The 22,628-nt window shown below is 67.7% G+C and carries 18 protein-coding genes and 1 other RNA gene; 6 read left to right on the top strand and 13 right to left on the bottom strand.

All coding sequences use genetic code 11. From position 1 onward, the window contains the following. Positions 1-466: 466 nt before the first annotated feature. Together ABR737_RS14560 and ABR737_RS14565 are read right to left on the bottom strand one after the other, a co-directional pair. A complete protein-coding gene (locus ABR737_RS14560; protein ID WP_350248784.1) occupies positions 467-1,339 on the bottom strand; it encodes an IS3 family transposase in 873 nt (290 codons plus the stop codon). Continuing rightward, a complete protein-coding gene (locus ABR737_RS14565) occupies positions 1,336-1,644 on the bottom strand; it encodes a transposase (RefSeq protein WP_502964272.1) in 309 nt (102 codons plus the stop codon). Before ABR737_RS14565 ends, ABR737_RS14560 begins: the two co-directional genes overlap by 4 nt. A 429-nt stretch (positions 1,645-2,073) precedes the next feature. Here ABR737_RS14565 and ABR737_RS14570 point away from each other — a divergent pair, with 429 nt between their 5' ends. Beyond that, positions 2,074-2,298, top strand: coding sequence for a hypothetical protein (locus tag ABR737_RS14570; RefSeq protein WP_350250608.1), 225 nt, complete (start codon positions 2,074-2,076; stop codon positions 2,296-2,298). A gap of 233 nt (positions 2,299-2,531) precedes the next feature. Then, complete coding sequence (locus ABR737_RS14575) at positions 2,532-2,714, top strand: hypothetical protein (RefSeq protein WP_350250609.1); 183 nt, start codon at positions 2,532-2,534, stop codon at positions 2,712-2,714. Between the two features lie 126 nt (positions 2,715-2,840). On the opposite strand, the gene ABR737_RS14580 is transcribed toward ABR737_RS14575, so the two are convergent. The 10 genes from ABR737_RS14580 to rnpB form a co-directional block, all read right to left on the bottom strand. Continuing rightward, positions 2,841-3,260, bottom strand: a complete 420-nt coding sequence (locus ABR737_RS14580; RefSeq protein ID WP_350250610.1) for a hypothetical protein — start codon at positions 3,258-3,260, stop codon at positions 2,841-2,843. A 431-nt stretch (positions 3,261-3,691) separates the two neighbouring features. Further along, positions 3,692-7,678, bottom strand: a complete 3,987-nt coding sequence (eccCa, locus tag ABR737_RS14585) for a type VII secretion protein EccCa (RefSeq protein WP_350250611.1) — start codon at positions 7,676-7,678, stop codon at positions 3,692-3,694. A gap of 11 nt (positions 7,679-7,689) precedes the next feature. Beyond that, positions 7,690-8,931, bottom strand: coding sequence for a type VII secretion-associated serine protease mycosin (gene mycP / locus ABR737_RS14590; RefSeq protein WP_350256783.1), 1,242 nt, complete (start codon positions 8,929-8,931; stop codon positions 7,690-7,692). A 1,683-nt stretch (positions 8,932-10,614) separates the two neighbouring features. Continuing rightward, positions 10,615-10,923 (bottom strand): hypothetical protein, encoded by a 309-nt coding sequence (locus tag ABR737_RS14595; RefSeq protein ID WP_350250612.1) that lies wholly within the window; start codon positions 10,921-10,923, stop codon positions 10,615-10,617. 297 nt (positions 10,924-11,220) lie between these two features. Beyond that, on the bottom strand, positions 11,221-12,345 hold the full coding sequence (locus tag ABR737_RS14600; RefSeq protein ID WP_350250613.1) for a hypothetical protein: 1,125 nt from the start codon (positions 12,343-12,345) through the stop codon (positions 11,221-11,223). Next, complete coding sequence (locus ABR737_RS14605) at positions 12,345-14,489, bottom strand: DUF6571 family protein (protein WP_350250614.1); 2,145 nt, start codon at positions 14,487-14,489, stop codon at positions 12,345-12,347. The genes ABR737_RS14600 and ABR737_RS14605 overlap by 1 nt, the downstream gene beginning before the upstream one ends. A gap of 2 nt (positions 14,490-14,491) precedes the next feature. Beyond that, positions 14,492-14,989 carry a hypothetical protein gene (locus ABR737_RS14610; RefSeq protein ID WP_350250615.1) on the bottom strand — a complete coding sequence of 166 codons (498 nt, stop codon included), beginning with the start codon at positions 14,987-14,989 and terminating at the stop codon, positions 14,492-14,494. 479 nt (positions 14,990-15,468) lie between these two features. Continuing rightward, entirely contained in the window at positions 15,469-16,341 is an 873-nt protein-coding gene (locus ABR737_RS14615; RefSeq protein WP_350248784.1) for an IS3 family transposase, read from the bottom strand. After that, entirely contained in the window at positions 16,338-16,646 is a 309-nt protein-coding gene (locus ABR737_RS14620; RefSeq protein ID WP_502964272.1) for a transposase, read from the bottom strand. The genes ABR737_RS14615 and ABR737_RS14620 overlap by 4 nt, the downstream gene beginning before the upstream one ends. An 85-nt stretch (positions 16,647-16,731) precedes the next feature. Continuing rightward, an RNA gene (gene rnpB, locus ABR737_RS14625) (RNase P RNA component class A) lies at positions 16,732-17,131 on the bottom strand. Positions 17,132-17,430: 299 nt separating this feature from the next. On the opposite strand from rnpB, the gene ABR737_RS14630 reads away from it, so the two are divergent. Together ABR737_RS14630 and ABR737_RS14635 are read left to right on the top strand one after the other, a co-directional pair. Further along, positions 17,431-18,237: a MerR family transcriptional regulator gene (locus ABR737_RS14630; RefSeq protein ID WP_350250616.1), complete on the top strand. Its 807-nt coding sequence runs from the start codon at positions 17,431-17,433 to the stop codon at positions 18,235-18,237. Continuing rightward, positions 18,234-18,998, top strand: coding sequence for a hypothetical protein (locus tag ABR737_RS14635; protein WP_350250617.1), 765 nt, complete (start codon positions 18,234-18,236; stop codon positions 18,996-18,998). Before ABR737_RS14630 ends, ABR737_RS14635 begins: the two co-directional genes overlap by 4 nt. Before the next feature lie 84 nt (positions 18,999-19,082). On the opposite strand, the gene ABR737_RS14640 is transcribed toward ABR737_RS14635, so the two are convergent. Next, complete coding sequence (locus ABR737_RS14640) at positions 19,083-20,567, bottom strand: RNB domain-containing ribonuclease (protein ID WP_350250618.1); 1,485 nt, start codon at positions 20,565-20,567, stop codon at positions 19,083-19,085. Between the two features lie 281 nt (positions 20,568-20,848). On the opposite strand from ABR737_RS14640, the gene yaaA reads away from it, so the two are divergent. Both yaaA and eda read left to right on the top strand, forming a co-directional pair. Further along, positions 20,849-21,646: a peroxide stress protein YaaA gene (yaaA, locus tag ABR737_RS14645; RefSeq protein ID WP_350250619.1), complete on the top strand. Its 798-nt coding sequence runs from the start codon at positions 20,849-20,851 to the stop codon at positions 21,644-21,646. A 180-nt stretch (positions 21,647-21,826) separates the two neighbouring features. Continuing rightward, a complete protein-coding gene (gene eda / locus ABR737_RS14650; protein ID WP_502964321.1) occupies positions 21,827-22,513 on the top strand; it encodes a bifunctional 4-hydroxy-2-oxoglutarate aldolase/2-dehydro-3-deoxy-phosphogluconate aldolase in 687 nt (228 codons plus the stop codon). Positions 22,514-22,628: the final 115 nt, after the last annotated feature.

The raw sequence follows: 22,628 nt of genomic DNA on the forward strand, positions 1-22,628 counted from the left end.
TACGCCGGGGACAATCGATGCTTTCGCCGGAAAGCGTTGTGACCTGTGCATACGCCGCGTCGGGGCCGCTGCGATGCACATCGCGTGCACGATCACACGTAGCTGCTGGAGACACCGGCACGTGGGCGGGTTCCAGAGAACCCACGTCCGTGGAGGCGGTCCGCAGCGGTCACGATCCCGGGCTCTTCCAGCCACTCCTTGGTCGCGACGACCGTTGCGACCAAGCCCGCGTCGGTCCTCAGCCGCATGCCTCGACCGACCATTCCGGTGGGGCGTCGCTGATGCAGATCGCTTGGCGCCAACCGACGGTGACCACGTCCCCCGCACACCAGAAAATGGCAAGGGTCGGTAGCGGCGCATGGCGCCTGGATGTGGGAGAAGTCGATGGGCAGGTGCTCAGGCACGTGCACGCCCTGTCAGCAGAACTGAGCTTGTTCCGCTTTGACGGACACCATTGGTGTGGTGGTCAGGCTGCGAGTGCGGTCTCATATTCGGCGGGACTGCGGTAGCCGAGGCTGCTGTGTAGTCGGTGCAAGTTGTACCAGCCCTCGATGAAATCAAAGATCGCGGTGCGGGCGGCGGCCCGGCTGGGCCAGGCGGCAGTGCCGAGCAACTCTCGCTTGATGGTGGCGAAGAACGACTCGGCGAGCGCGTTGTCCCAGCACTGGCCGGTGCGGCCGACCGACAGCCGGATGCCGAACTGGTCAGCCAGGGAGGCGAATTGCTGACTGGTGTACTGGCACCCGCGATCGGAGTGGAAGATCACCGGACGGGTGGGGCGACGCTGCCGGCAGGCGGCCTTGAGAGCATCGGCGACCAGATCGGTCCGCAGGTGATCGGCTGTCGCCCAGCCCACCACCCGGCGCGAGGCGATGTCGATGACAGTGGCCAGGTAGAGCCAGCCCTCCTCGGTCGGGATGTACGTGATGTCGCCGCACCAGCGAGCGTCGAGGGCCGCTGCGTCGGGCCGGAAGTCCCGGACAACGAGGTCGGGCCGCACGGCAGCTCGTGGATCGGGGATCGTGGTCGGGTGCCGCCGTCTGCGGTGCCGGCCCTGCAGCCCGGCGGCCCGCATCAGCCGGGCGACGCGGCGACGGCCGCATCTGGAGCCCTCACGCTTCAGTGCGGCGTGGATGCGTGGGGAGCCGTAGGTGCCGCGCGAGTGCTCATGGACTTGCGTGATCTGTTCGGTCAGCTCGGCGTCGCGGGCTGCCCGCGGGCCGGGAGTACCGGTGCGGCGGGCGTAGAAGGCGGTTCTGGAGACCCTCAGCAGTTCACACGCTCGTTTGACGTTGTGGCCGCTCTGCTTCTCCGCCTCGATGAACGGGTGCACCGTCACCGGGTCTCCTTCGCGAAGAAAGCCGTGGCTCGCTTGAGGATGTCGACGTCCTCGCGCAGTCGGCGGTTCTCTCGCCGCAGCGCGGCCAGTTCCTCGCGTTCGCTGCTGGTCAGGCCTTCGCGCTCGCCCGCGTCGACCTCGGCCTGGCTGACCCACAGCCGTACTGCCGTCTCGGTCAGATCGAAGTCCTTGGCGATCTGACCGGCCGAGCGGTCACCGCGCCGGCACAGCTCGACGATCTCCGCCTTGAACTCCGGCGTGAACGAACGGCGAGGGCGAGGCTTCTTCTTCCCCATGCTCTCCATGATGGACATCCTCCCGGGGCAGAACCCCTGATCTCTGATGTCCGTCAAAGCGGATCAAGCCCACATAGCGATCGGTCGCCCCGGAACAGCCCCTGGGGCGACCGATTCATTCCCCCTTGCACGGACATCAGCGGCCGCTCCCCTTGCCAGTTCGCCCACGGCAGACGCATACCGCCGGACAGGACTGGAGACCCCCTCCCAGACCATGCCAACGTACGGATGCCGCGAAAAACCGCAGGTCAACGAAGGGATTGTTGCTCGTGACGCTTACCGCCACCGCGCCGACCAACTCCCGGCGAGATCCACGCCGCCGCCGAAGGGACCTGCCGTAGTGCGCGAGCTACTGCGGTTCGACGCAGAGGACTGACCAGTCCACTGCACGCTTCACCCCATGCCCATCCCCGCTCGCTCTTCCTCCAGGAGGCCGTCTTGTCGCACAAGATCACCGTCCGCCAACTGATCCACCAGCTCCAGACCGTCGACCCCGACCTGCCTGCCTATCTCGCCATCAACCCCGACTGGCCCCACGCCCACTACATCGACCGCATCGTCGAAGCCCCCGGGCCGAACGGTGCCGTGTACCTCGCCGAGAACGGCCAGGAGGGCGTACTGCCTCCCCAGGTCCGCACCGAGCTGGACTGGGCGGACGTGTGACCCACCGAGCCCCTGCACACCTCTCAGCGGAGGCGATCGGCCCGAGCCCGTACGTCGCCCTGAACGATCAGGTCCGGCACCCCATGCCCGCGTCGGTGCGCGGTGCTCTCCTGTACTCCGTCCCCTCACGACCGACCGAACCGATCTGCGCTGCGTGGGACACCGCCCCGGAACCCGAACCGCTCCGGCCCGGCGCCATCTTGCTGAGTTGGAAGCCACGCCATGGCGGCGGCATGGACGTCACCGCCCGCCTCGGCCTGGCCGCAACCACCGTCATCCTCGCCACCTGGCCCAGCCTCCACGGCGACTGGACCCTCATCGTCCACCCCACGCTGTACGAGGTCACTGGTCTTCACGCCGCGCTGACCGTGGCCACCGACGCCTTGCACCTCGCCAACCACCTGGCCTCTTCCTGACGGCCATCCACTCCGACCACAGAGGGCTGCCCCACGCCGGGGGCAGCCCTCGTCCGCTGACGATGGCGCTCGTCGCAACGGCCCCGCTATGGCGCGCAGCCCGCAAGAGCACGCTGGGGACCATGACTATTCGGGTCTGTGCTGGGCCAGGTAGCTGCCGGCCAGCGTTCCGTCGTACCCCGCAGCCTGAGCTGCGGCCTCCAGGCTCGGGAAGTCCTGGCCGATGCCTTCGCCGATCATCTCCAGGTAGTCCGCGCGGGTCAGCTCTCGCTCGACCCATTGGTACGCGCAGCGGCAGCGAATGCTGATCTCGTTGCGGTTGCAGATCACCATCCAGTCGCGTCGGGCGCCGCACTGCGGGCACATGACGGTGATCCCGGTGATACGGATTTCCTCGGGATGCGTGGTGGCGCGCAGACCGATGTTCCCGCCGGAGGGCTGCATCTCCTGCTGGAGCCGCAGCAGCGGGTCATCGTCGGATGCCGTATCCGGCAGAGCAGTTCTCGGGGCCTGAAGGTTCTCGTTGAGCATCCGCATCGTCTCCATGTCTCTGTTCAACCAGCCGTAACAGGCGCGGCTGCCGGTGTCCAGCTTTTTGTTGCGCTGGTCAGCGCCTTGTCCCGCGGGAGCGGGCTGCGCTGGAGTTGGTCTGGAATCTGGTCTCGGACGCCGACGCTTTTCGAGGTCCCGGGTTGCCGCTGGGACGTTCGCGAGTTGATAGGTGTGCGGGACGTGTCGGCGGGGGTCGCTGTCATACGGGGCGGTTCGGGAAGGCGACGCCTTCCCACGCGTCGCGTAGAGAGGGGCAGCGGCGGATGCTAGGCGCCATGCAGGTCTTGGGCGGCTCGTTCCGCGCAGGCGCCCACCTTCACGCTGCATCGGCCGTGGTGTCCGATGCACTTCAAGGGCTTGCTGACCTGCGAACGTCTGCCCCGTGCCGACCACCAGAACATCGGTGGCTAGCTGACCTCACTGGCTCAGTTGGGGGCGTACCAGCCGATTTGGATGATGCGGGGCCGTTGCCGGGGAGTGATGAGCTGGGCCCGCCCGGGTGGCATGGGCTGAGCCTTGGTGGTGCCTATCAGCGGCCCTTCGTCGGGGTCTCCCGACAGGATGATGCCTGTTGCCCCGAGTTCTTTGAGTCGTCGGGTGACCGGGTCGAAGGAGGTGCGGGCTGCGCCGGCGGTGCTGCGGGCGACGATCACGCGGAGACCGATGTCGCGGGCGTAGGGGAGATGTTCGGCAATGGCTTCGAGGGGGTTGCCGGATGGCAGTGCGACGAGGTGGTAGTCGTCGATGATGACGAAGATCTCGGGGCCGTGCCACCAGTTGCGGGCGCGCATCTGCTCGGCGGTTACCTCCGCAGTTGGCATCCGCGCTTGAAGGAGCGGGACGAGGCGCTGGAGACCCTCTTCGAGGGATGCCGAGGCGGGGGCGTAGTGCAGCACGTGGTCCGGGGGGAGTTGGCCGTGTAGTGCGCGTCGGTAGTCACCGACTATCGCCAGGGCTTCATGGGGCTGATGCCGTTCGGCGAGTTGCCGTGCGAGCAGACGAATAAGCGCGGTCTTCCCGGACTCGCTGTCGCCGTAGATGACAAGGAGCGGATCGGTGTCGAAGCTGACGTAGACCGGGGCGAGGGCGGATTCGTCGAAGCCCACGGCGAAGCCCAGATCGGGCGTTTCGCTTGCCTTGGGGAGGGCATCGGCGTGCAGGCGGTCCGGGAGCATGCGCACTGGCGGGCACACGGGGCCGGACCAGCTGGACGCGATGGCCGCGACCAAATCGGCGGAGCTTGGAGCACCATCCGAAGGGTCTTGCACGGCGTCGAGGCCATCGGCATGGGGAAGTGCGGCGACGTAATGCAGTCCGCCACGGGCGAGGCCGTGTCCGGGCCGGGATGCGGGGACGTTTCGGGCGCGTTTGCGGTCATGGTCGGAATCCAGGGGATCGGCCATCCGGAGTTCCAGCCGGGTGCCGAGTTGATCCTTCAAGGCGGGACGAATCTCGTTGTACCGGCCGGCAGCAAGGATGAGGTGGACGCCGAAGGCAAGGCCCCGAGTGGCCATGGCCTCGACGTCGGGGATCAGCTGCTCGTGCTCCCGTTTGAAGGTGCCCCAGCCATCGATCACCAGGAAGACGTCCCCCCAGAGGTGGTCGGGGTAATGTCCCACGGCCCGGCGCCCGCGGTAGGTCCGGATGGAGTCGATGTGGTGGGCCCGGAAGAATTCCTCCCGCTCGTCGAGGATCTCTCGTATCTCGGCGATGGTCCGTCGTACCTTGGCCGCGTCCAGCCGGGTGGCGACTCCCCCGACATGCGGCAGATCGGCGAGGGACGAGAGGCCGCCTCCCTCGAGGTCCAGGCAGTAGAACTGCACTTCGCGGGGGGTGTGGGTCAGAACAACGGTCGTGACGAGGGTGCGGAGGAGGGTGGACTTCCCCGAACGCGGACCGCCGACGACTGCGGCATGGCCCTGCGCACCGGAAAGGTCGAGGCTGAGGATTTCCCGGCGCTGCTCGAAGGGAATGTCGGCGATGCCGATCGGAACGACCAATGACATCTCCCGCCATTCGGCAGGTTGCAGGCCCCGTTCGGACGTGGACGTGAGTGGAGGAAGCAGGTCGCCGAGGGAAGGGGAATCTTCCAGCGGGGGCAGCCAGACCTGCTGTGCCGGTGGCCCCTGGTCCTGGAACCGCTCCACCAGAACATCCAGTACGGAAGGGCCGGTCGAGTCACCGTCTTCCGGGGGTGCCTCTTGGACAGGGACGGCTGAGTCGAGATCGGCGAGGGTGGACTCGGCGGTGAAGAGCATGGGTGAAACGTCGTCCCGATGCCCGGCGACCGTGGTCCGCGGGGCTCGGTACGGGCCGGAGACGTATGCGGCCTTGAATTGCGTCGGGGCTTCTGTCCCGTGGCTCAGGAGGCCGGCCCCGGGGACGTTAGGCAGGTGGTATGCGTCCGCGACACCGAGTGCGATCCGGGACTCTTCTGCAGAAAAGGTCCGCATCACCAGCCGGTAGGAAAGGTAGGTGTCCAGGCCCCGCATGCGTCCTTCGTCCACCCGTTGTGAGGCGAGCAGAAGATGCACACCGAGCGAGCGTCCGATGCGTCCGATCTGCAGGAACATGTCGATGAATTCGGGTCTGGCCGTGAGCAGTTCGCTGAACTCATCCAGGATGATCAGCAGGGTGGGTAGCGGCTGAAGTGGTGCGCCTGCTGTCCGGGCCCTCTCATAGGCGCCGATATTGGCGAAGTTTCCACTGGAGCGCAGCAGTTCCTGACGGCGGAGAAGTTCGCCGGCGAGAGCGTCCTGCATGCGGTCGACGAGGGTGAGGTCCTCGGCGAGGTTGCTGATGAACGCGGCCACGTGTGGCAGATCGGCCAGGCCGGCGAAGGCCGCTCCGCCCTTGAAGTCGGCCAGGATGAAATTCAGCGTCTCGGAGCTGTGGGTGGTAGCGAGCCCGAGGACGAGCGTGCGCAACAGCTCGGACTTGCCGGATCCCGTGGCGCCGACGCACAGACCGTGCGGGCCCATTCCGCCTTGGGACGCTTCCTTGAGGTCGAGGACAACGGGTTTGCCCTCTGCGTCGACTCCGATCGGTACGCGCAAGCGGTCGTGCGAGGCTGGCTGCGCCGAGGGTGGATCGAAGGTTGTCGGGTCGTCGATACCCATCAGGTCGGTGAAACCGAGACTGCCCAACAGCGGGTCTTCGTCCTCGTCGTCGCTGGTCCGCAATGGGGAGAGGGCGCGCGCGACGGCCGTGGCCTCTACTGCGGTCAGGGCATCCGGAAGTCCGGTGTAGACGGCGCCGGAGTTGGAGACCAGGCTGAGGGCATTCGGTTGGACAGCCAGACCCGGTCGACGATCCCGCCCTTGGGGCCCGCCTCCGCGCATACGGCGCTGCTGCTCGGAGCCGATGCTCGACTCGAGCTCGATGACGGTCACGCCCAGGAATCCGTCCCGGTCGAATGGCCAGAGAAGCGTCGTCGCGGGATCGGGATCCAGAATGATCACTACGTGCGGTCGATCGAGCAGAGGCTGGGCGTCCGGTTCCCAGGAGGGGCGCCTGGCGAGATCCTCAGGGAGCCCCTCTTCGAGGGCGCCGAGCGAGGAATAGATCAGCAGTCGGGAACCGCCCCGGCTGCCGGCGCTTCCGTGCGCGGCTGGGCGCGCGTGCGGCAGCCACTTGATCCAGTCCCACTCCGGGGCTGCCCCCGGAGCCGTGACGACCGCGATCCACAAGTCGTCCGGCGAGTGCAGCGCCGCCAGCTGACAGACCACCGCCCGAGCGGTCCCCTGGACGGCGTCGGCATCGCCCCGGATCGTCAGCCGCGGGAACGCCCGCAAAGACAGCGCCAGGGGAAGCCCTTCGAGGTACTGGTACGCATCGACGAAGTGCCGCAGAGCATGCGCGGAGAGCGGCTCCCACTCCTCTGCGGGCTCCGCCTGCGGCACCACGAGGCGAGTCGCCAGGGTCTGCGGCCCCAGCCCGACGCGTACTTGGGCGAAATCGTCGTCGCCGGGACGCCGCTCCCACAGACGCTTGCGTTCCGCGATTACCGCCCAGAGCTGTCCCGGTTCGGGGAATGTGCGGCATTCGGCCAAGCGCTGCGAACGTGCCGTACCTCGCACCTCCTCACGGGTACGCGCCAGGTACTTCAGGTAGTCCTGACGCGCGTGATGCATGCCTGCTGCCGGAGCACGTCGAGAACGCACAATCTGTGCCAAGCCCATCGCCACAGCGGAGATGACTGTGATGGCTCCCATGACCTTCATCAACGGCGGCGAACCGGGCCAGAAGAAATAGGCCGCGCTGCCGCCCATCCCCATCATGGGCAGCAGCATCAGAAGAACAGACTCGGCCTTACGCTCGGGCAGCGTGGGCGGCGCCTTGAGCTGCAGCTCTCCCTTGGGGTACTCAGGAGGTGTTGCGCGCGCCGGGCGCTTGATGGTGACAGTTGCCAACAGGTATCCGTCTACTGCCGAACATCAGGGCCAGGCGGCTGCTGACCGAACGGTGGAGGGAGCGGCGGGAGCGGAGGCGGTGGAACGGCCCGACGCCGACGCTTGACGACGACCACTGTCACCACAGCCAGCAGCCCGAGCACCGCTACGCCGACAAGGCCCCAGACGACAAATGTCATCTGCCCCTTGCGAGAAGGCGCGTCCGGTTCGGCGGACCCAGGAGGCTCAGGTGCTGCGGACGGGGAAGCCGACGGTGCGGAAAACGGGCCGTTCTTCGAGCCGGGCGGGATGTCCTCGGTCAGGGCACCGTACGGGCGGATCACGCCGTAGCCGTAATGCTTGTCGGGAAGCTTCGCCCCCTTCACCGACGCCGACAGCTTCGCCGTCTTCACCAGACGGTTGGCGATCTGTCCCGCGGTGAGGTCTGGGAACTTCGCACGGAGGAGTGCAGCGGTGGCTGATACGAAGGCGCTGGCGCCGGATGTACCATCACCGACCTGGTACTCGTGGTCCAGGCCCGCGTTGTACGTGCCCACTCCAGGCGCCGAAAGCAAGGTGTGTGACCCATAGTTGGACATGTGCCAGATCTTGTCTGACGAATCGACGGCGCCCACCGAAATCACTCCGGGATAATTCGCGGGGAAGTTAGGCGTTCCCGCGCCGTCGTTCCCCGCTGCGGCGACCATTACGACATCTTTCTGCCGTGCGTAGCGGACAGCGTCCTCCAGCGCCGGGTCATCAGGGGAACCCAAGGACAGGTTGATCACTGACGCCCCGTGGTCCGCTGCATAGCGAATCGCCTGCGCCACTGGGCCGCCCCGGCCGACTTTGCCGACCTGCATGTTGTTGTCTGTGTTGGCACGCAGGGGCAAGATCTTTGCCGCAGGAGCCAGCCCCTTGATGCCTGCCCTACCTCCAGGACCATGGCCATGGCCGGCAATCAGAGAGGCCATTCCGGTGCCGTGAGAACTTTCCGTCTCACGGTCGGCGCGGCCGTGGTCCATGATGAAATTCTTGCCGGAGAGGACATTGCCTTTGAGGTCCGGGTGGGTTCCGTCGACGCCAGTGTCGACGACCGCGACAGTCACCCCCCGGCCCGTGGACACCTTGGCCATCGCCTCCGCATCAAGCGACGACAAGGCCCACTGATGATCGCGAATGGAATCCGCCGCAGCCGGAACTCCCGCCGGCACGATGCTGACTGCGCACAGCAGCACCGCCCCGCCTGCCGCTCTCATCCACCGCTTGAACATCACGCCCTGCCGCTTCCTTCCGAACCATCCGGCTCTGCCTCACGGTTACGCTTTTCCGCGACATCAGCCTCGCCGGCCCCCTCAGAGGCTGACACGCCGACAACTCCCGGCACAACGTCACGCTGCGGTGCCCAAGTCTCCTCGTCCTCGATCAAGTAATCGGGACGCGAAGACCGCCGTCGCTCCCTGTCGCCCCGCTCAGACCGTCCAACGGGCGGCACACCCATCGGGCCCCGAGCACGAGATGCACCCTCAGGACCGCCCTGCAGAGCACCCCCACGACTGCGATGCAGGCCAGAGCCACCCTGAGCGCCACGCCCTGGCAGTCCAGGTTTGGTCGGCTCTCCAACAACACCACCAGGGCGTCGCGCCAGCCCTCCCGGACGCCCACGGGTGCCGGATTTCCCGGAGCCTCCCGGGCCGACGCCACCACCGATCGGCGGACGCCCTGCCTGGCCCTGCTGTCCGGGGGCACCCGGTGCACCAGGCCCCTTCGAACCCACGCGACCGCCGGGAGTCGTGCCCTTAACACCAGGCGTGGTGGAGCGAGGAATTCTGCCACCTCCACTCGGCCCACGCCCGCCGACCACCGGCCCAACGCCAGGAGGTATCCCCGGCCCGCCGGGCCCGGGACCGGGACTGCCGGGAGCACCGCCGACCACAGGTCCAGCTGGACCTGTGGCGGGAGGGGTCGCGGGATTGGCCACACCACCCCGAACGCCGTCCAACGCGGTACCAGCACGGGGCTCTTTCGGCATCGGCTGATGTGTCCCACCGTGGGAGGTACCTTGGCCAGCGCCGTCCGCATTCGTCGCGTGCGGTGAGCTCAGGCCTCCATGCGCCGCGGCTCCGCCTGCCGCATTGCGACCTCCTGTGGATGAACTCGGGCTGACCTGCCGCGGTCCCGCCACACTCCTAGAGCTCCCAGCCGGCACGGTCGGCACCGGCACAATCGTGACCGGTGAGGAGACGGGCTTGTTCTTCTCCCAAGAGGGCAAGTCCCCCAGCTGACTCGCCTTGGTGTCGTACGAGGCCCCGAGCTTCTCCATGTGGGCAGCTGCCTGCAAGGCGATCTCCCGACCACGCGACAGTGAGTCGGCATGCTTCGCCCGCGCCTCATCAGCGCTCATTCCCTTGGAAATATCGCGATTCAGACCGCTGTCGTCACGGCCGCCGCCGAACCAGTTGTCCCCAACCTTATCCACGCCATCCCCGATAGCCGAGAACGTTGCCGTGACGATGTTTCCGCCTTTTTTCTCGCTCTCGGTGTCCTGCAGCTGGGTGACTGCCCGCTTGGCCTCTCGCACATCGATTGCCGCGGCCTTCAAGATGTGTGACGTATTCTTCGCGTAAAGCGAGCCGCTCTTGAGGCTCGCGCTCAAGGTCTTAGCCCGCTTGGCAAAAGCATCCGCGGCTGCCCCGTCCCAGTACTCCAGGACATCCGCCACGGCCTTATCCAGCAGATCGCGAACACAGCCATCCGGCGCGTCGCCGGCCAACTGGTCATGTACGTACATCCAGTGGTCGGCAATCTCATCGACCTTGTCCGGCTGCGCGTCACGCACCATAGCCTTCAGCGATTCAAGCGTATGGCTTGAGAATTTAGTCTCCCCGCCCCCGCGGCCCATCTTTCATTCCTCCCCGTTGTACCGACTCGCGTGCGCATGCTGCAGTCCATTTGCCTCAGCCCATGGATTTGCGGACCTCATCCTCACGACTGTGGTAGCCAACTTCAACGACCCTCGTGTTCTCGCTGACTTCGCGGATCATCGCCTTCAACTCCGCAACCATGTCGGCGATGGACCGCTTCATATTGTCGTGCGCGATCCGAATCCCGGCCTCCTGGGTGAAACCCCGACCGAGGTACCCCTCCGGCAACTCGGTTTTGTACTCCGCAGCGGACCCGACCCCGTCCATGGTGTCCACAAGCGAGTTGAGTCGCGTGATGACTTGTTGCAGCGCGCTCAGATCTACTCGGTATTCCTCGGCCATCTGTAACCCCCCGGTGTTGCACTGAGAACTGTGTCTGGCGCTGACACCACACACAGAGCAGACTCATCTAACCCGCCATCAGAACATCAGGTCAACCAGCTTCTTGGCCGATGCCTGGACTCCTCACATCTGTCCTGAAAGCGACGTTGATGTGGCTGACCACGAAACGCGGGATCATGAGCCCAAGCTGCCTGACGCCAGCAGGGAACCCACCCCCGCACATGGGTGAACGAACGGCCAACGACCGTCCCCCTGCACGGTGAGGCAGGGAGACGGTCGCCTTGCTGGGCGGCGCCGTCACGGCAATTTGAGATCAGTACAGCCGTGCCGCTTGGCGGACCTGGTCGCAAATTCCTTCAGAGCCAGTTTCTTCCCCTGGGCCCCATTGCCGGAAAACGTTTCAGATCCGTCACGATCCTGTCCGTCATAACCAGCGCTTTGGTCGATGACGTAGCGGGCCCTCTGTCCGTTCCCGCAGATGGCTGAGCCCCAGTACATCTCGCCTTTACCCCCGGCCAGGTCGCCGAAGGGCTTCAGGTCGCGTTCCCGGTCGTAAGCACTGTTGAACGGGGGATAATACGCACCTAGATCGTATTGATTCCCGAGTCCATCTTTTGCTTGTACGAAGCACACCTCAATGGGCGCACTTGTGTCTGTCGGGGTTCCGAGGGTACTGGTGTTGAGCCCCTTGCAGGTCCCTTGGGATTTGCCGGCTGGATCGGGCGTGATGGATTTGTCGCCCGGAATGGCGTTGACCCGGTCGTCGCCTGATTTCGCCGTGCACCCCCAGGCCTTGGCTGCTCGCTCAGCGGTGTGGGCCGCTGTGAAACCAAGGCTTGTCTTCCGAGATGTACTCGCAACGTCGAACATGCCGTCGAGGGTTACGATCAGGCTGGCGTTGGGCTTCTTGTTTGAGCAGCTCATGACGACCAGCGCTACGCCTCGGTCGGCTTTGGCGCTGACAACGCCATGCCAGCCATGTCCGATCGGCGTCGCTATCCCTGGCTTTCTCCAGGTAGTGTCACGGATTAGTTTGTACAGGCCCCCACGGGAATGGGCGCCCCAATCAAGGGAGACGTTGAGGAACTTCCCATTCTCCGCAGAGACCGTGCAGCGGTGCGGGGTCCCCGTTTGGTATTCGGGGAGGTCGGGATCGCCATCAGGTGAGACATCCTTGCCTCTAATACTGTCGGACCCCAGGAGATGATTGAGCTTTGACTTTTCGAGACTCCCCCGGCAGGCACTAGAGAGAGACTGGCTGTCCTGCCAGCGATCGTAAGTGCCGCGGAGACCGAAATAGAGGGTGCAGGGGATAGCCACCGCCAGAACGACGGCGATAACTATCCTCTTCCGCTTGCGTTCTCGGCGTTCAGCGCTGGGGTCCGGGTCACCGACACGGCGTTCCGCAGTGGAGGTATCCATCACGTTTTGTCAACACCTCGCCCGAGAGCAAGTGCCGCATCATCTCGGCCGCCATTGTAGAAAGCTCTTCCCTCATGTCGAGTGTAGTCAACTTCGAGACCATCGGAGTCCCCGTGCTCGGAGTACCACTCGGCGATCATGCGGTTGACGCTTTCATGACCTGCCCGGACATTCCCCTCGATTCGCCCGTCCGCGTCCATCTGGATGTCGGTCGTCGCAGTGTCTTGCCATACCTTGGCGCCGGAGTCCAGGATACGCACGGCTATGTCTCCTACGACGGGAATCTTCGTGGCGCCGGCTGCGAGTACGTGGTACCCAGCCTTCGCTTGCCAGGCTTTCTTGGAAATTTCGTCGTCACGATGGTCCAGGATGACGTCATTCTGGACCGTGTCGATGGCGCCCAGCGCCGAGGAAGCATTGCCGATGGCTCCCTTCATCTTTCCCTCGTCCACGTCGGGCGGGAGTTCGGCCAGCTGGTGCGCTATATGCTTCATCTCAGCTTCGCGGATCATGCGGAAGGCGTCGGGGTCCTCCGAAACTCCTCGTATGGTCCTGATGAGAGCCCCGGCATCGGGGCGAACCGCCATAGGTTGACTAGAGTCGGAAAGTACGTTGTGCGTGTCGGGGGCGTACTCACGCAGAACACGGGCCATAGGGTCCCTCATATCGCTGAGCATCGGCTTATACGGGCGCAGCTGCTCATCGTTTAGACGATCCTTCGCGGAAGGTGTCTCACCGCCGAGGGCATTCACGGCATCGCGCATGACCCTGCTTTGCGCCTCTGTGTGGTCATGTGTGCCGTATGCGGTGTTGCCGGGCCCCGTTGCCCCTGCCTCTATAGCCAGGGCCAAGGAGTGGTGGCCTGCCTTATGGTCAATGGGATCCTCCGGCCACTCCCGTTCACCTGCGAGGTACTTCAGGCGATCGTCTTCGTTGTTCACGCCGGGATCCAGGAACTGAGTGGCGGCTTCAGGGTTCTTCGCCAGGGCATCCATGAACCCCTTCACGGGGTCGCTACCCCCTCCATCACCCGAGTAGTCAACCCGCGGCATGACGGAGTCAGGTGCCCACAGCATCTGGGGCGTCGACGACTTGTGGGAGCGCTCATAGCTCAACAGGCCTCGGCCATAGTCGTGAAGGAAATCGGTGTCGTAACCACCGCCCCGCATCAGGCTGCTCATCAACTGGTAGCCCTTGGCGAACGGACCGCCCGCACTGCCCGGGTTGATCGTCTGCGGGCCGAGGGCCAGCATCTTCTCTTTCCAGCCGTCCATCGCCGTGCTGTCGCTCTGCGTAGCCATGCCGATCGTGGCGCCGAGCCCCGACTGCAAATTCTTCAGGGCAGTAGTACGTTCGGGACCTAGCGCACCGGAGGCCGGCCCCGATGCCTCACGCCAGAACTCCAACGCCCCCTTCGGCCCCATGGACAAGGCGAACTTCTCCGCGAATACCATGTCGCTCTTGCGCTTCGAAAGGATGCTTCCCAACCGGGCCAGCTCATCATTGGACAGGTCCTCGCCGCCCTTCTTGGCGAGCCTGAGCGCCTCGGCGTAGTCCTTCTGGGCTCCCCGTGCCGCGTCCAAAGACGTGTAGATCTTCTTGTTGAACGCATCGTTGTTCTTGCCGTTGGGGTCCTGGCCCATCGCCCAGTTCGCGGCTTCGTCTGCTTCGGTGGCTTCCCGCAGGACCTTGGCAATGCGGTGCTTCATCTTATCGACGGCAGCGTCGCGCTCTTCTTGGTCAGGCCTCATGTAGGAAGGGCCTAGATAGTCGTCCGGCAGCTCTTTCACATCGATGACTGTCCCGTCTCCCAGCACGTCGAGGTGCTCCGACGGCGCTTCCTCATCGATGATCCGGCGAAGCTTCTTCTGCGCACTGCTGAACTCCGCATGCGCATCGTTAAGCAGCGTGGCGATGGCTTGCGCCTCTACTACCGCCGCCTGGTACTGCTCCTTGATCTTGGCAAGGGACTTTTGCGCTTCCTCGGCTGCCTCACCCGTCCAGCTGGACTTCAAGGACTTGGTGACACGGGCCTCGAAGATCTCTTGCAGCCCCTGGTACTTCTTCGGCAGGAGCTTCCACTCGTCCGCTGCCGCCTGGAGCTTCCCGAGGTCGGCATGGAGGAGGGCCTTGAAGGTAACCATGATCAGTGCTTCCCTCCACCGAGCGATTCCATCCTGGCCCTCTCGGCATGATCGGCGTCCTTGTACGACACGCCGGTGTTGTGCAGCTTGCTGGAGGCTTCCGACAGCATCGCGCTGAGGTTCCCTGCCCCATCTCCCCATCGCCTGCCCAAGGTGGACAACCCAAGGCCGGACTGCCAACCATCCAGCAAACTCGACGACGCATCAGAAGTTGCGTCCCGGGCCTTCTGATCCACTTTGTCCGTGTCGGCGCGCAGGCCCTCCAGCGCGGTGGAAGTCTTCTCCAGTACGTCCGTAAGGACCGATGCCTGCCGACCTCCGTGCCCTGCACCTCCACCGCCGTTGCCACCGGCCGAGTTGAGCTCCATCGTCACGTTCTGCTGCTTGGCGGCGTCCGTGAGCGATCCGTCCGTGTTGTAGCGGAATGGATTGAGCCGGCGGTCCCAGTCCTGGTCGTACGTCATGCACTTCCCCCCGTAGCGGTGCAGGTAGATGATCACTGTAATCGCGCTGCAGACGGAGCCTAAGGCGTCAAGTGGGCGGGAACAATTAGCCGAGCGGCTCGTTTCGGCCAAGCGCTGACCTGCCTATCCACAACTCCGGGCAGAGGTGGAGCAATCACTGAAGGTGCGCAACGCACCCCTAACGGATGGGTGGCGGCCGGGCGACTGATGGGTGGGAACACGAGGGCACCACCGCTGATGCGGCCCAAGCAGACGTGGACACCAACGGTCAGCATCCGCAACCTCTCCTTCTTGTCTCTTCGATCAGTGCTAACGGCCGTTGCCGTGTGACCAGCCCTTCGCTGTGGAGGTCAGCGCCTCGGCGAACGCGTACGCAGATCGGGCTGCGTCGCGCGGGGCGAAGGCACACTCGACGTTGGCTGGGCCGAGCGGACTTCAGCCGGGGGCATCTTTCGAGCGTCGCGCGCAAGTGGTGTGAGCTTGTTCCGCTTTGACGGACACCATTGGTGTGGTGGTCAGGCTGCGAGTGCGGTCTCATATTCGGCGGGACTGCGGTAGCCGAGGCTGCTGTGTAGTCGGTGCAAGTTGTACCAGCCCTCGATGAAATCAAAGATCGCGGTGCGGGCGGCGGCCCGGCTGGGCCAGGCGGCAGTGCCGAGCAACTCTCGCTTGATGGTGGCGAAGAACGACTCGGCGAGCGCGTTGTCCCAGCACTGGCCGGTGCGGCCGACCGACAGCCGGATGCCGAACTGGTCAGCCAGGGAGGCGAATTGCTGACTGGTGTACTGGCACCCGCGATCGGAGTGGAAGATCACCGGACGGGTGGGGCGACGCTGCCGGCAGGCGGCCTTGAGAGCATCGGCGACCAGATCGGTCCGCAGGTGATCGGCTGTCGCCCAGCCCACCACCCGGCGCGAGGCGATGTCGATGACAGTGGCCAGGTAGAGCCAGCCCTCCTCGGTCGGGATGTACGTGATGTCGCCGCACCAGCGAGCGTCGAGGGCCGCTGCGTCGGGCCGGAAGTCCCGGACAACGAGGTCGGGCCGCACGGCAGCTCGTGGATCGGGGATCGTGGTCGGGTGCCGCCGTCTGCGGTGCCGGCCCTGCAGCCCGGCGGCCCGCATCAGCCGGGCGACGCGGCGACGGCCGCATCTGGAGCCCTCACGCTTCAGTGCGGCGTGGATGCGTGGGGAGCCGTAGGTGCCGCGCGAGTGCTCATGGACTTGCGTGATCTGTTCGGTCAGCTCGGCGTCGCGGGCTGCCCGCGGGCCGGGAGTACCGGTGCGGCGGGCGTAGAAGGCGGTTCTGGAGACCCTCAGCAGTTCACACGCTCGTTTGACGTTGTGGCCGCTCTGCTTCTCCGCCTCGATGAACGGGTGCACCGTCACCGGGTCTCCTTCGCGAAGAAAGCCGTGGCTCGCTTGAGGATGTCGACGTCCTCGCGCAGTCGGCGGTTCTCTCGCCGCAGCGCGGCCAGTTCCTCGCGTTCGCTGCTGGTCAGGCCTTCGCGCTCGCCCGCGTCGACCTCGGCCTGGCTGACCCACAGCCGTACTGCCGTCTCGGTCAGATCGAAGTCCTTGGCGATCTGACCGGCCGAGCGGTCACCGCGCCGGCACAGCTCGACGATCTCCGCCTTGAACTCCGGCGTGAACGAACGGCGAGGGCGAGGCTTCTTCTTCCCCATGCTCTCCATGATGGACATCCTCCCGGGGCAGAACCCCTGATCTCTGATGTCCGTCAAAGCGGATCAAGCCCACCCCAGGTCAGAGCCGTAATGGCGGACGAGTCGGCCTGTACGCCGGGTTTTGTCGCCCCCGGTCCTTGCGGGCCGGGGGGAGACGGCCATCCATCTAGGGCTGTCGTTGCCGGCAGCCTCGTGCGGTCTACCCGCGGACTCGGGCGGGCAGCCCTCGGTCGTCCGCGCAGAGGCATCAGGGATGCCTCCTCTTGACCTTGCTCCAGGTGGGGTTTACCTAGCCCTCCGAGTCACCTCGGAGGCTGGTGGTCTCTTACACCACCGTTTCACCCTTACCGGAGGCCGAAGCCTCCGGCGGTCTGTTTTCTGTGGCACTGTCCCGCGGGTCACCCCGGGTGGGTGTTACCCACCACCTTGCCCTGTGGAGCCCGGACGTTCCTCGGGGGGATCAGTGATCCCCACGCGGCCGTCCGGCCGGCTCGTCCGCCGTGGTGACCATGCTACCCGTAGGGGGCGGGGGTCCTCGCCGGGCTTCCCCGTGCTCCGCTCCTGTTGCGTCGTGCCGGTTCCCCCGTTTCCCCCGTTCCCCCGTTCCCTCGTTTCGTCGTGCCCGTTCCCTCGTTCCCTCGTTCCCTCGTTCCCTCGTTCCCTCGTTCCCTCGTTCCTCGTGGGCCCCGTTCTTCGTGCGCCCCGTTCCCCGATCCCGTCCTCCCGTTCCCGTTTCCCGTGGGATCCGGTCAGCCCTTGACCTTGTCGCAGCGGCAACGTTTGTACTGGGCGCATGAGAATCGGAGAGCTCGCAGGTCTGATCGGCGTCAGTACCCGTGCCGTGCGCCATTACCACCACCTCGGACTGCTGCCCGAGCCGGAACGCCGCGCCAACGGCTACCGGGAGTACGGGCTGCGGGACGCGGTCGCGCTCGCCCGGGTGCGCCGGCTGACGGAGTTGGGGCTGGGGCTGGACGAGGTGCGGGACGTGCTCGCCGACGACGCGGGGCGGGCGCTGCACGAGGTGCTGGCCGAGCTGGACTCGGATCTGGCCCGCCAGGAGGAGGAGATCCGTTCGCGGCGGGCCCGGCTGGCGGCGGTGCGGCGGCAGGCGGACGAGCACGGTGGGCTGCCCGCGGAGGGCCCGGTGTCGGACGAACTGGCGGCGCTCTTCGCGGAGATGGCCCGCGCTTCCGCCGCGCAGCCGGGGCCGGAGCCGGCGATGGCGGCGAAGGAACGGGAGGTGCTGGCGCTGCTCGAAGCGACGGGCGGGGAGGAGGGGAACAAGCGGATGGTGGAGCTGCTGGGGGAGGCGGTCGCGGCACCGGGGGCAATGCAGCAGATGTACGAGGTGTACGGGCTGCTCGACGCGCTGGTGGAGGCCGCGGCGGATGATCCGCGGGTGGAGGAGGCCGCGCGGGCGCTCGCGGACTGCATTCCGGAGGCGGTGGTCGCCGAGGCCGGCGGGGCGGAGCACTGGGAGCGCGCGGCCGCGGAGGCCGGCGGTTCCTTCACGGCGGCGTACTACGCGGACTTCGCGCCCGCGCAGGCCCAGGCCGTACGCCGGGCGATCCAGCTGGTCGCGGAGCGTGCGCGGTGAGCCGGGTGGCCGTGCTGCGCCGGCTGGGCGCCTACGAGGCGCGGTGGCTGATCAGCCTGGGCTGGTGGGTGGCGCGGCGGCGGATCGGGGTGGCGCCGGGCGAGCGGGCCCTGGGGTATGCGGGGGCGCAGGCCGCGTTCGTGTACGGGCTGGCGTTCGTGTGTGTGGTGGAGACGGTCGGGGTCAGCGTGCTGCTGGCGGACCATCCGGTGGCGCACACGGTGATGCTGGTCCTCGACGTCTACACGGTGCTGGTGGTGCTGGGTCTGCAGGCGGCGGCGGCCACCCGGCCGCATGTGCTGGGGGCGGACACCTTGTGGCTACGGGCCGGGGCACGCCGGGACATACGGATCCCGCTGGCGCTGATCGCCTCCGTGCGCCACGACCTCCGTTTCGTCCGAGAGCCGGAGAAGGAGGGCAAGGAGGTGGTGGAGCTGACGGTCGGCGATCAGACCTCGGTCACCGTCGAGCTGTCCGAACCGGTCGTGGCCGAGGGGATGCTGGGGCAGCGGGAGACGGTGCGTACGGTGCGCTTCCATGCGGATGACGCACGGGCGGCGGTGACGGCTCTGCGAACGCAACTGGCGGCGGTGACGGCCCTGCGGGCGCAACTGGCGGCGGACAACGCGGATACGGCGCTGGAAGCGGGCGCGGGCGCGGCACCGGAGACAGGCGCGGGCATGGCGCTGAGGTCGGGAACAGGCACGGCGCCGGAGACGGGCACGGGGGCGGCGTCGGAGGCAGTACGGGTGTGGCGCTGAGGTCGGGAGCAGGCACGACGCCGGAGACGGGCGCGGATACGGCGCCGGACGCGGGTACGGCGCCGGACGCGGGCGGGGCCGTGGTCAGGCGGGGGTGAAGCGGACGGGGTGGTGGCCCGGTTCGGCTTCGGCGAGGCGGACCGGGATGCGGTGGCCCAGGGGCAGCGCGGGGCCTTCGGGGGCGGTTTCGACGGTGCCGATGACGGCCGGGTCGTAGAGGTGGACGGTGCCGTGGGTGGGGTCCTTCTCCTGGATGTCGACGACCAGCGCCTCGAAGATCTCGCCGACCCGGTCCCGGAGCAGCGCCGCTTCCACCAGGTCGACGCAGGAGCGCTCCACCTGATTGGCGCGCTGGGCACCGGTCTCCATCTCGCGGGGCAGGGCGGGCAGCGCGCTGCGCACCCAGCCGGGCGGTTCGACGCCGGCCGAAGCGGCGAGGCACAGCTCGGAGGTGTAGCGGTCGGCCAGCCGCCGCAGCGGCGCGGTGGCATGCGCGTACGGGGCGGCGACCGCGGCGTGCAGCGCCTCGGAGGCCCGTGGCGCGGTGCCGTCGAAGGTGGTGTAGCCGGCGCCGCGCAGCAGGGCGGTGCACTCCTGCAGGAACGCGGCGTGGGCGGGGCGCCGCGGGTCGAGGGTGCGGATCAGCGCCGCGTACGAGGTGTGGTGCGGCCAGTCGACGCCGAGCGCACGGGCGGTCAGGCGGAGCCGGGCGACCGAGCCGTCGGGGGCGGTCGGCAGCGTGCGGAGGATGCCGGTGCCGGAGGCCAGCATCAGATCGGCCGCTGCCATGCCGGTGAGCAGGGAGATCTGTGCGTTCCAGCCGTAGGCCGGGAGCGGGGCGCGGTATTCGAGGGTGTAGCAGCCGTCGCGCTCGACGATCTCCTGCTCGGGGACGTTGAGGGAGATCGCGCCGCGGGCGACCTCCAGCTCCTCCCGCAGCAGGCCGATCTCGCGGAGCAGGGCGAGCGGTTCCTCGGCGGTCCCGTCGTCCAGGATCCGCTGGACTCCGGCGTAGTCCAGCCGGGCGCGGGAGCGGACCAGGGTGCGGCGTGCGGACGCGGCGGTCAGGGCGCCGTCCGCGTCGAGGTCAAGCTGCCACAGGACGGCCGGGCGGTCCCGGTCGGGCAGCAGGCTGGCGGCGCCTTCGCTCAGTACATGGGGATGCAGCGGGACCCGCACGTCGGGGAAGTAGAGGGTCATCACCCGGTGGTGCGCCTCGGCGTCCAGGGCGCCGCCGGGTGTCACGAAGGAGGCGACATCGGCTATGGCGTAGTGGATGCGGTAGCCGCCGCCGGGGCGCCGGGACAGGAACATGGCCTGGTCGAGGTCGGGGGAGCCGGGCGGGTCGAGGGTGAAGAGGGGGAGGTCGGTGGCGTCCTCCAAGGTGTGCTCGGTGGCCACCGCGCCGTCGGCGGCCGGGATCCGCGGGGCACGGGCGGCACTCTCGGCCTCGGCCTGGGCCGTGGGCGGGAAGTGGTCCGGGATCTCCAGCCTTCCGCGCAGCTCATGCAGCGCGACCCGCAGCGGGGCCTCGGCTGCGTCGGTCACATGCATATGGAGACGGGGCATGCCATCGAGCGTATGGCGGGCGGCCGCTCCCGGCGCGGCGTGCGGGGGCCGGCCCCGGTTGGTGTGCGGGTGCCGCCCCCCGGGGGTGTGCGGGCACGGCCCCGGTGGCGGGCGGTTACGGCCTCGGGTGGCGGGCGCGTGCTCGGCCCCGGGGCGGCGTGCAGGTGCCCCGCCCGGCGGTGGCCGCGCCCCGCGGGTTCCCGGCCCGCCAGCCGCAGGCCATACGCTGTGCCGGGGCCGCACCCCGCCGTACCGCCGTACCGCCGTGAGGGAGAAACACCGTGCTCGTGCTGTTGCCGCCGTCCGAAGGGAAGGCCGCGGGAGCGGCCGGGGCGCCGCTGGATACCGGTGCGCTGTCGCTGCCCGCGCTGACCGCCGCGCGCGAGGCGGTGCTGGAGGAGCTGGTCGGGCTGTGCGCGGCGGACGAGGCCAAGGCCCAGGAGGTGCTGGGGCTCAGCGACGGCCTCAAGGGCGAGATCGCCAAGAACGCGGGACTGCGGACGGCAGGGACGCGGCCGGCCGGGGAGATCTACACCGGGGTGCTCTATGACGCGCTCGGGCTGGAGTCCCTGGACGCGGCGGCGCGGAAGCGGGCCGAGCGGTCCCTGCTGGTGTTCTCGGGGCTGTGGGGCGCCGTACGGATCGGTGACCGGATTCCGTCCTACCGCTGCTCGATGGGCGTGAAGCTGCCGGGGCTCGGCGCGCTGGGCGCGTACTGGCGGGCGCCGATGGCCGAGGTGATGCCCGAGACCGCCGGGGACGGGCTGGTCCTGGATCTGCGCTCGGCGGCGTATGCGACGGCCTGGAAGCCCAAGGGCGAGGTGGCCGGGCGGACCGCGACGGTGCGGGTGCTGCAGTCGAAGACCGTGGCCGGCGTGGAGAAGCGGACGGTGGTCAGCCACTTCAACAAGGCGACCAAGGGACGGCTGGTGCGGGATCTGCTGTCGGCGGGCCTGGCGCCGGCGGGTCCGGCGGAGCTGGTGGAGGCGCTGCGGGGGCTGGGGTACGCGGTGGAGGCGGAGCCTCCGGCGAAGGACGGCAAGGCGTGGGCCGTCGATGTGATCGTGACGGAGCTGTAGGACGGAGGTCGGGGGCGGCGGAGGGGCTGTAGAGCGCGCCTGTAGGGCCGGCCCGGGGGTGGACCTGCCGGGCGGGCAGGTCCACGGGCCGACGGCTTCCAGCGGCCTTCCGGCAAGCCATCGTTGCAGCATGCGCAACGCTCGTTGCGGAGAGTGGGTGAGCGGGCGCAGGATGGCGGCGTGACTCGCGCCGCCGCCTCCCCCGCGCCCTCCCCCAAGCCCTCCACTTTGTTCGAGCAGGGGGGACCCCCATCCTCGGTCCTCGGGCTCGCCCCCGTCATCCCGGTCGTCGTACTGGACGACGCGGCCGACGCCGTACCGCTCGCCCGGGCACTCGTCGCGGGCGGACTGCCCGCGATCGAGGTGACCCTGCGGACGCCCGCCGCGCCCGCCGCGATCCGGGCCATTGCCGACGAGGTCCCGGAGGCGGTGGTCGGCGCGGGCACCCTGCTCAGCCCCGGCCAGGTCGAGGCGGCCCTGACGGCCGGCTCCCGCTTCCTGGTCAGCCCCGGCTGGTCGCCGCGGCTGCTGGGCGCGATGCAGGACTCCGGGGTGCCGTTCCTGCCGGGGGTCTCCACGGCCTCGGAGGTGGTGACGTTGCTGGCGGAGGGCGTCACCGAGATGAAGTTCTTCCCTGCCGAGGCGGCGGGCGGCACCGCCTACCTCTCGGCGCTGGCCGCGCCGCTGCCGCAGGCCCGCTTCTGTCCGACCGGGGGCATCGGCCTGGCGTCGGCGCCGTCCTATCTGGCGCTGCCGAACGTCGGCTGCGTCGGCGGCACCTGGATGCTGCCGGCCGAGGCGCTGGCCGCGAAGGACTGGGACCGGGTGCGCCGACTCGCCCAGGAGGCGGCGGCGTTGGCGGCCTGAGGCCGTCACGTACGAAGGCCCGGCACCTCGGGTCTGGAAGGTACCGGGCCCTGTCGCCATCGCTGTCGCCGCGGGGTGCGAGGCCCCGCTGCCGCCGTGGGGTGCGAGGCCCCAC

This window comes from Streptomyces sp. Edi2, assembly GCF_040253635.1.
Taxonomy (GTDB): Bacteria; Actinomycetota; Actinomycetes; order Streptomycetales; family Streptomycetaceae; genus Streptomyces.

What these genes read in the sequence shown, in the direction of transcription:
- ABR737_RS14565 (WP_502964272.1), bottom strand. Translation starts at nt 1,644, where the DNA reads ATGGAGAGCATGGGGAAGAAGAAGCCTCGCCCTCGCCGTTCGTTCACG.
- ABR737_RS14575 (WP_350250609.1), top strand. Translation starts at nt 2,532, where the DNA reads ATGGACGTCACCGCCCGCCTCGGCCTGGCCGCAACCACCGTCATCCTC.
- ABR737_RS14580 (WP_350250610.1), bottom strand. Translation starts at nt 3,260, where the DNA reads ATGGAGACGATGCGGATGCTCAACGAGAACCTTCAGGCCCCGAGAACT.
- mycP (WP_350256783.1), bottom strand. Translation starts at nt 8,931, where the DNA reads ATGTTCAAGCGGTGGATGAGAGCGGCAGGCGGGGCGGTGCTGCTGTGC.
- ABR737_RS14595 (WP_350250612.1), bottom strand. Translation starts at nt 10,923, where the DNA reads ATGGCCGAGGAATACCGAGTAGATCTGAGCGCGCTGCAACAAGTCATC.
- ABR737_RS14600 (WP_350250613.1), bottom strand. Translation starts at nt 12,345, where the DNA reads ATGGATACCTCCACTGCGGAACGCCGTGTCGGTGACCCGGACCCCAGC.
- ABR737_RS14605 (WP_350250614.1), bottom strand. Translation starts at nt 14,489, where the DNA reads ATGGTTACCTTCAAGGCCCTCCTCCATGCCGACCTCGGGAAGCTCCAG.
- ABR737_RS14620 (WP_502964272.1), bottom strand. Translation starts at nt 16,646, where the DNA reads ATGGAGAGCATGGGGAAGAAGAAGCCTCGCCCTCGCCGTTCGTTCACG.
- ABR737_RS14630 (WP_350250616.1), top strand. Translation starts at nt 17,431, where the DNA reads ATGAGAATCGGAGAGCTCGCAGGTCTGATCGGCGTCAGTACCCGTGCC.
- ABR737_RS14640 (WP_350250618.1), bottom strand. Translation starts at nt 20,567, where the DNA reads ATGCCCCGTCTCCATATGCATGTGACCGACGCAGCCGAGGCCCCGCTG.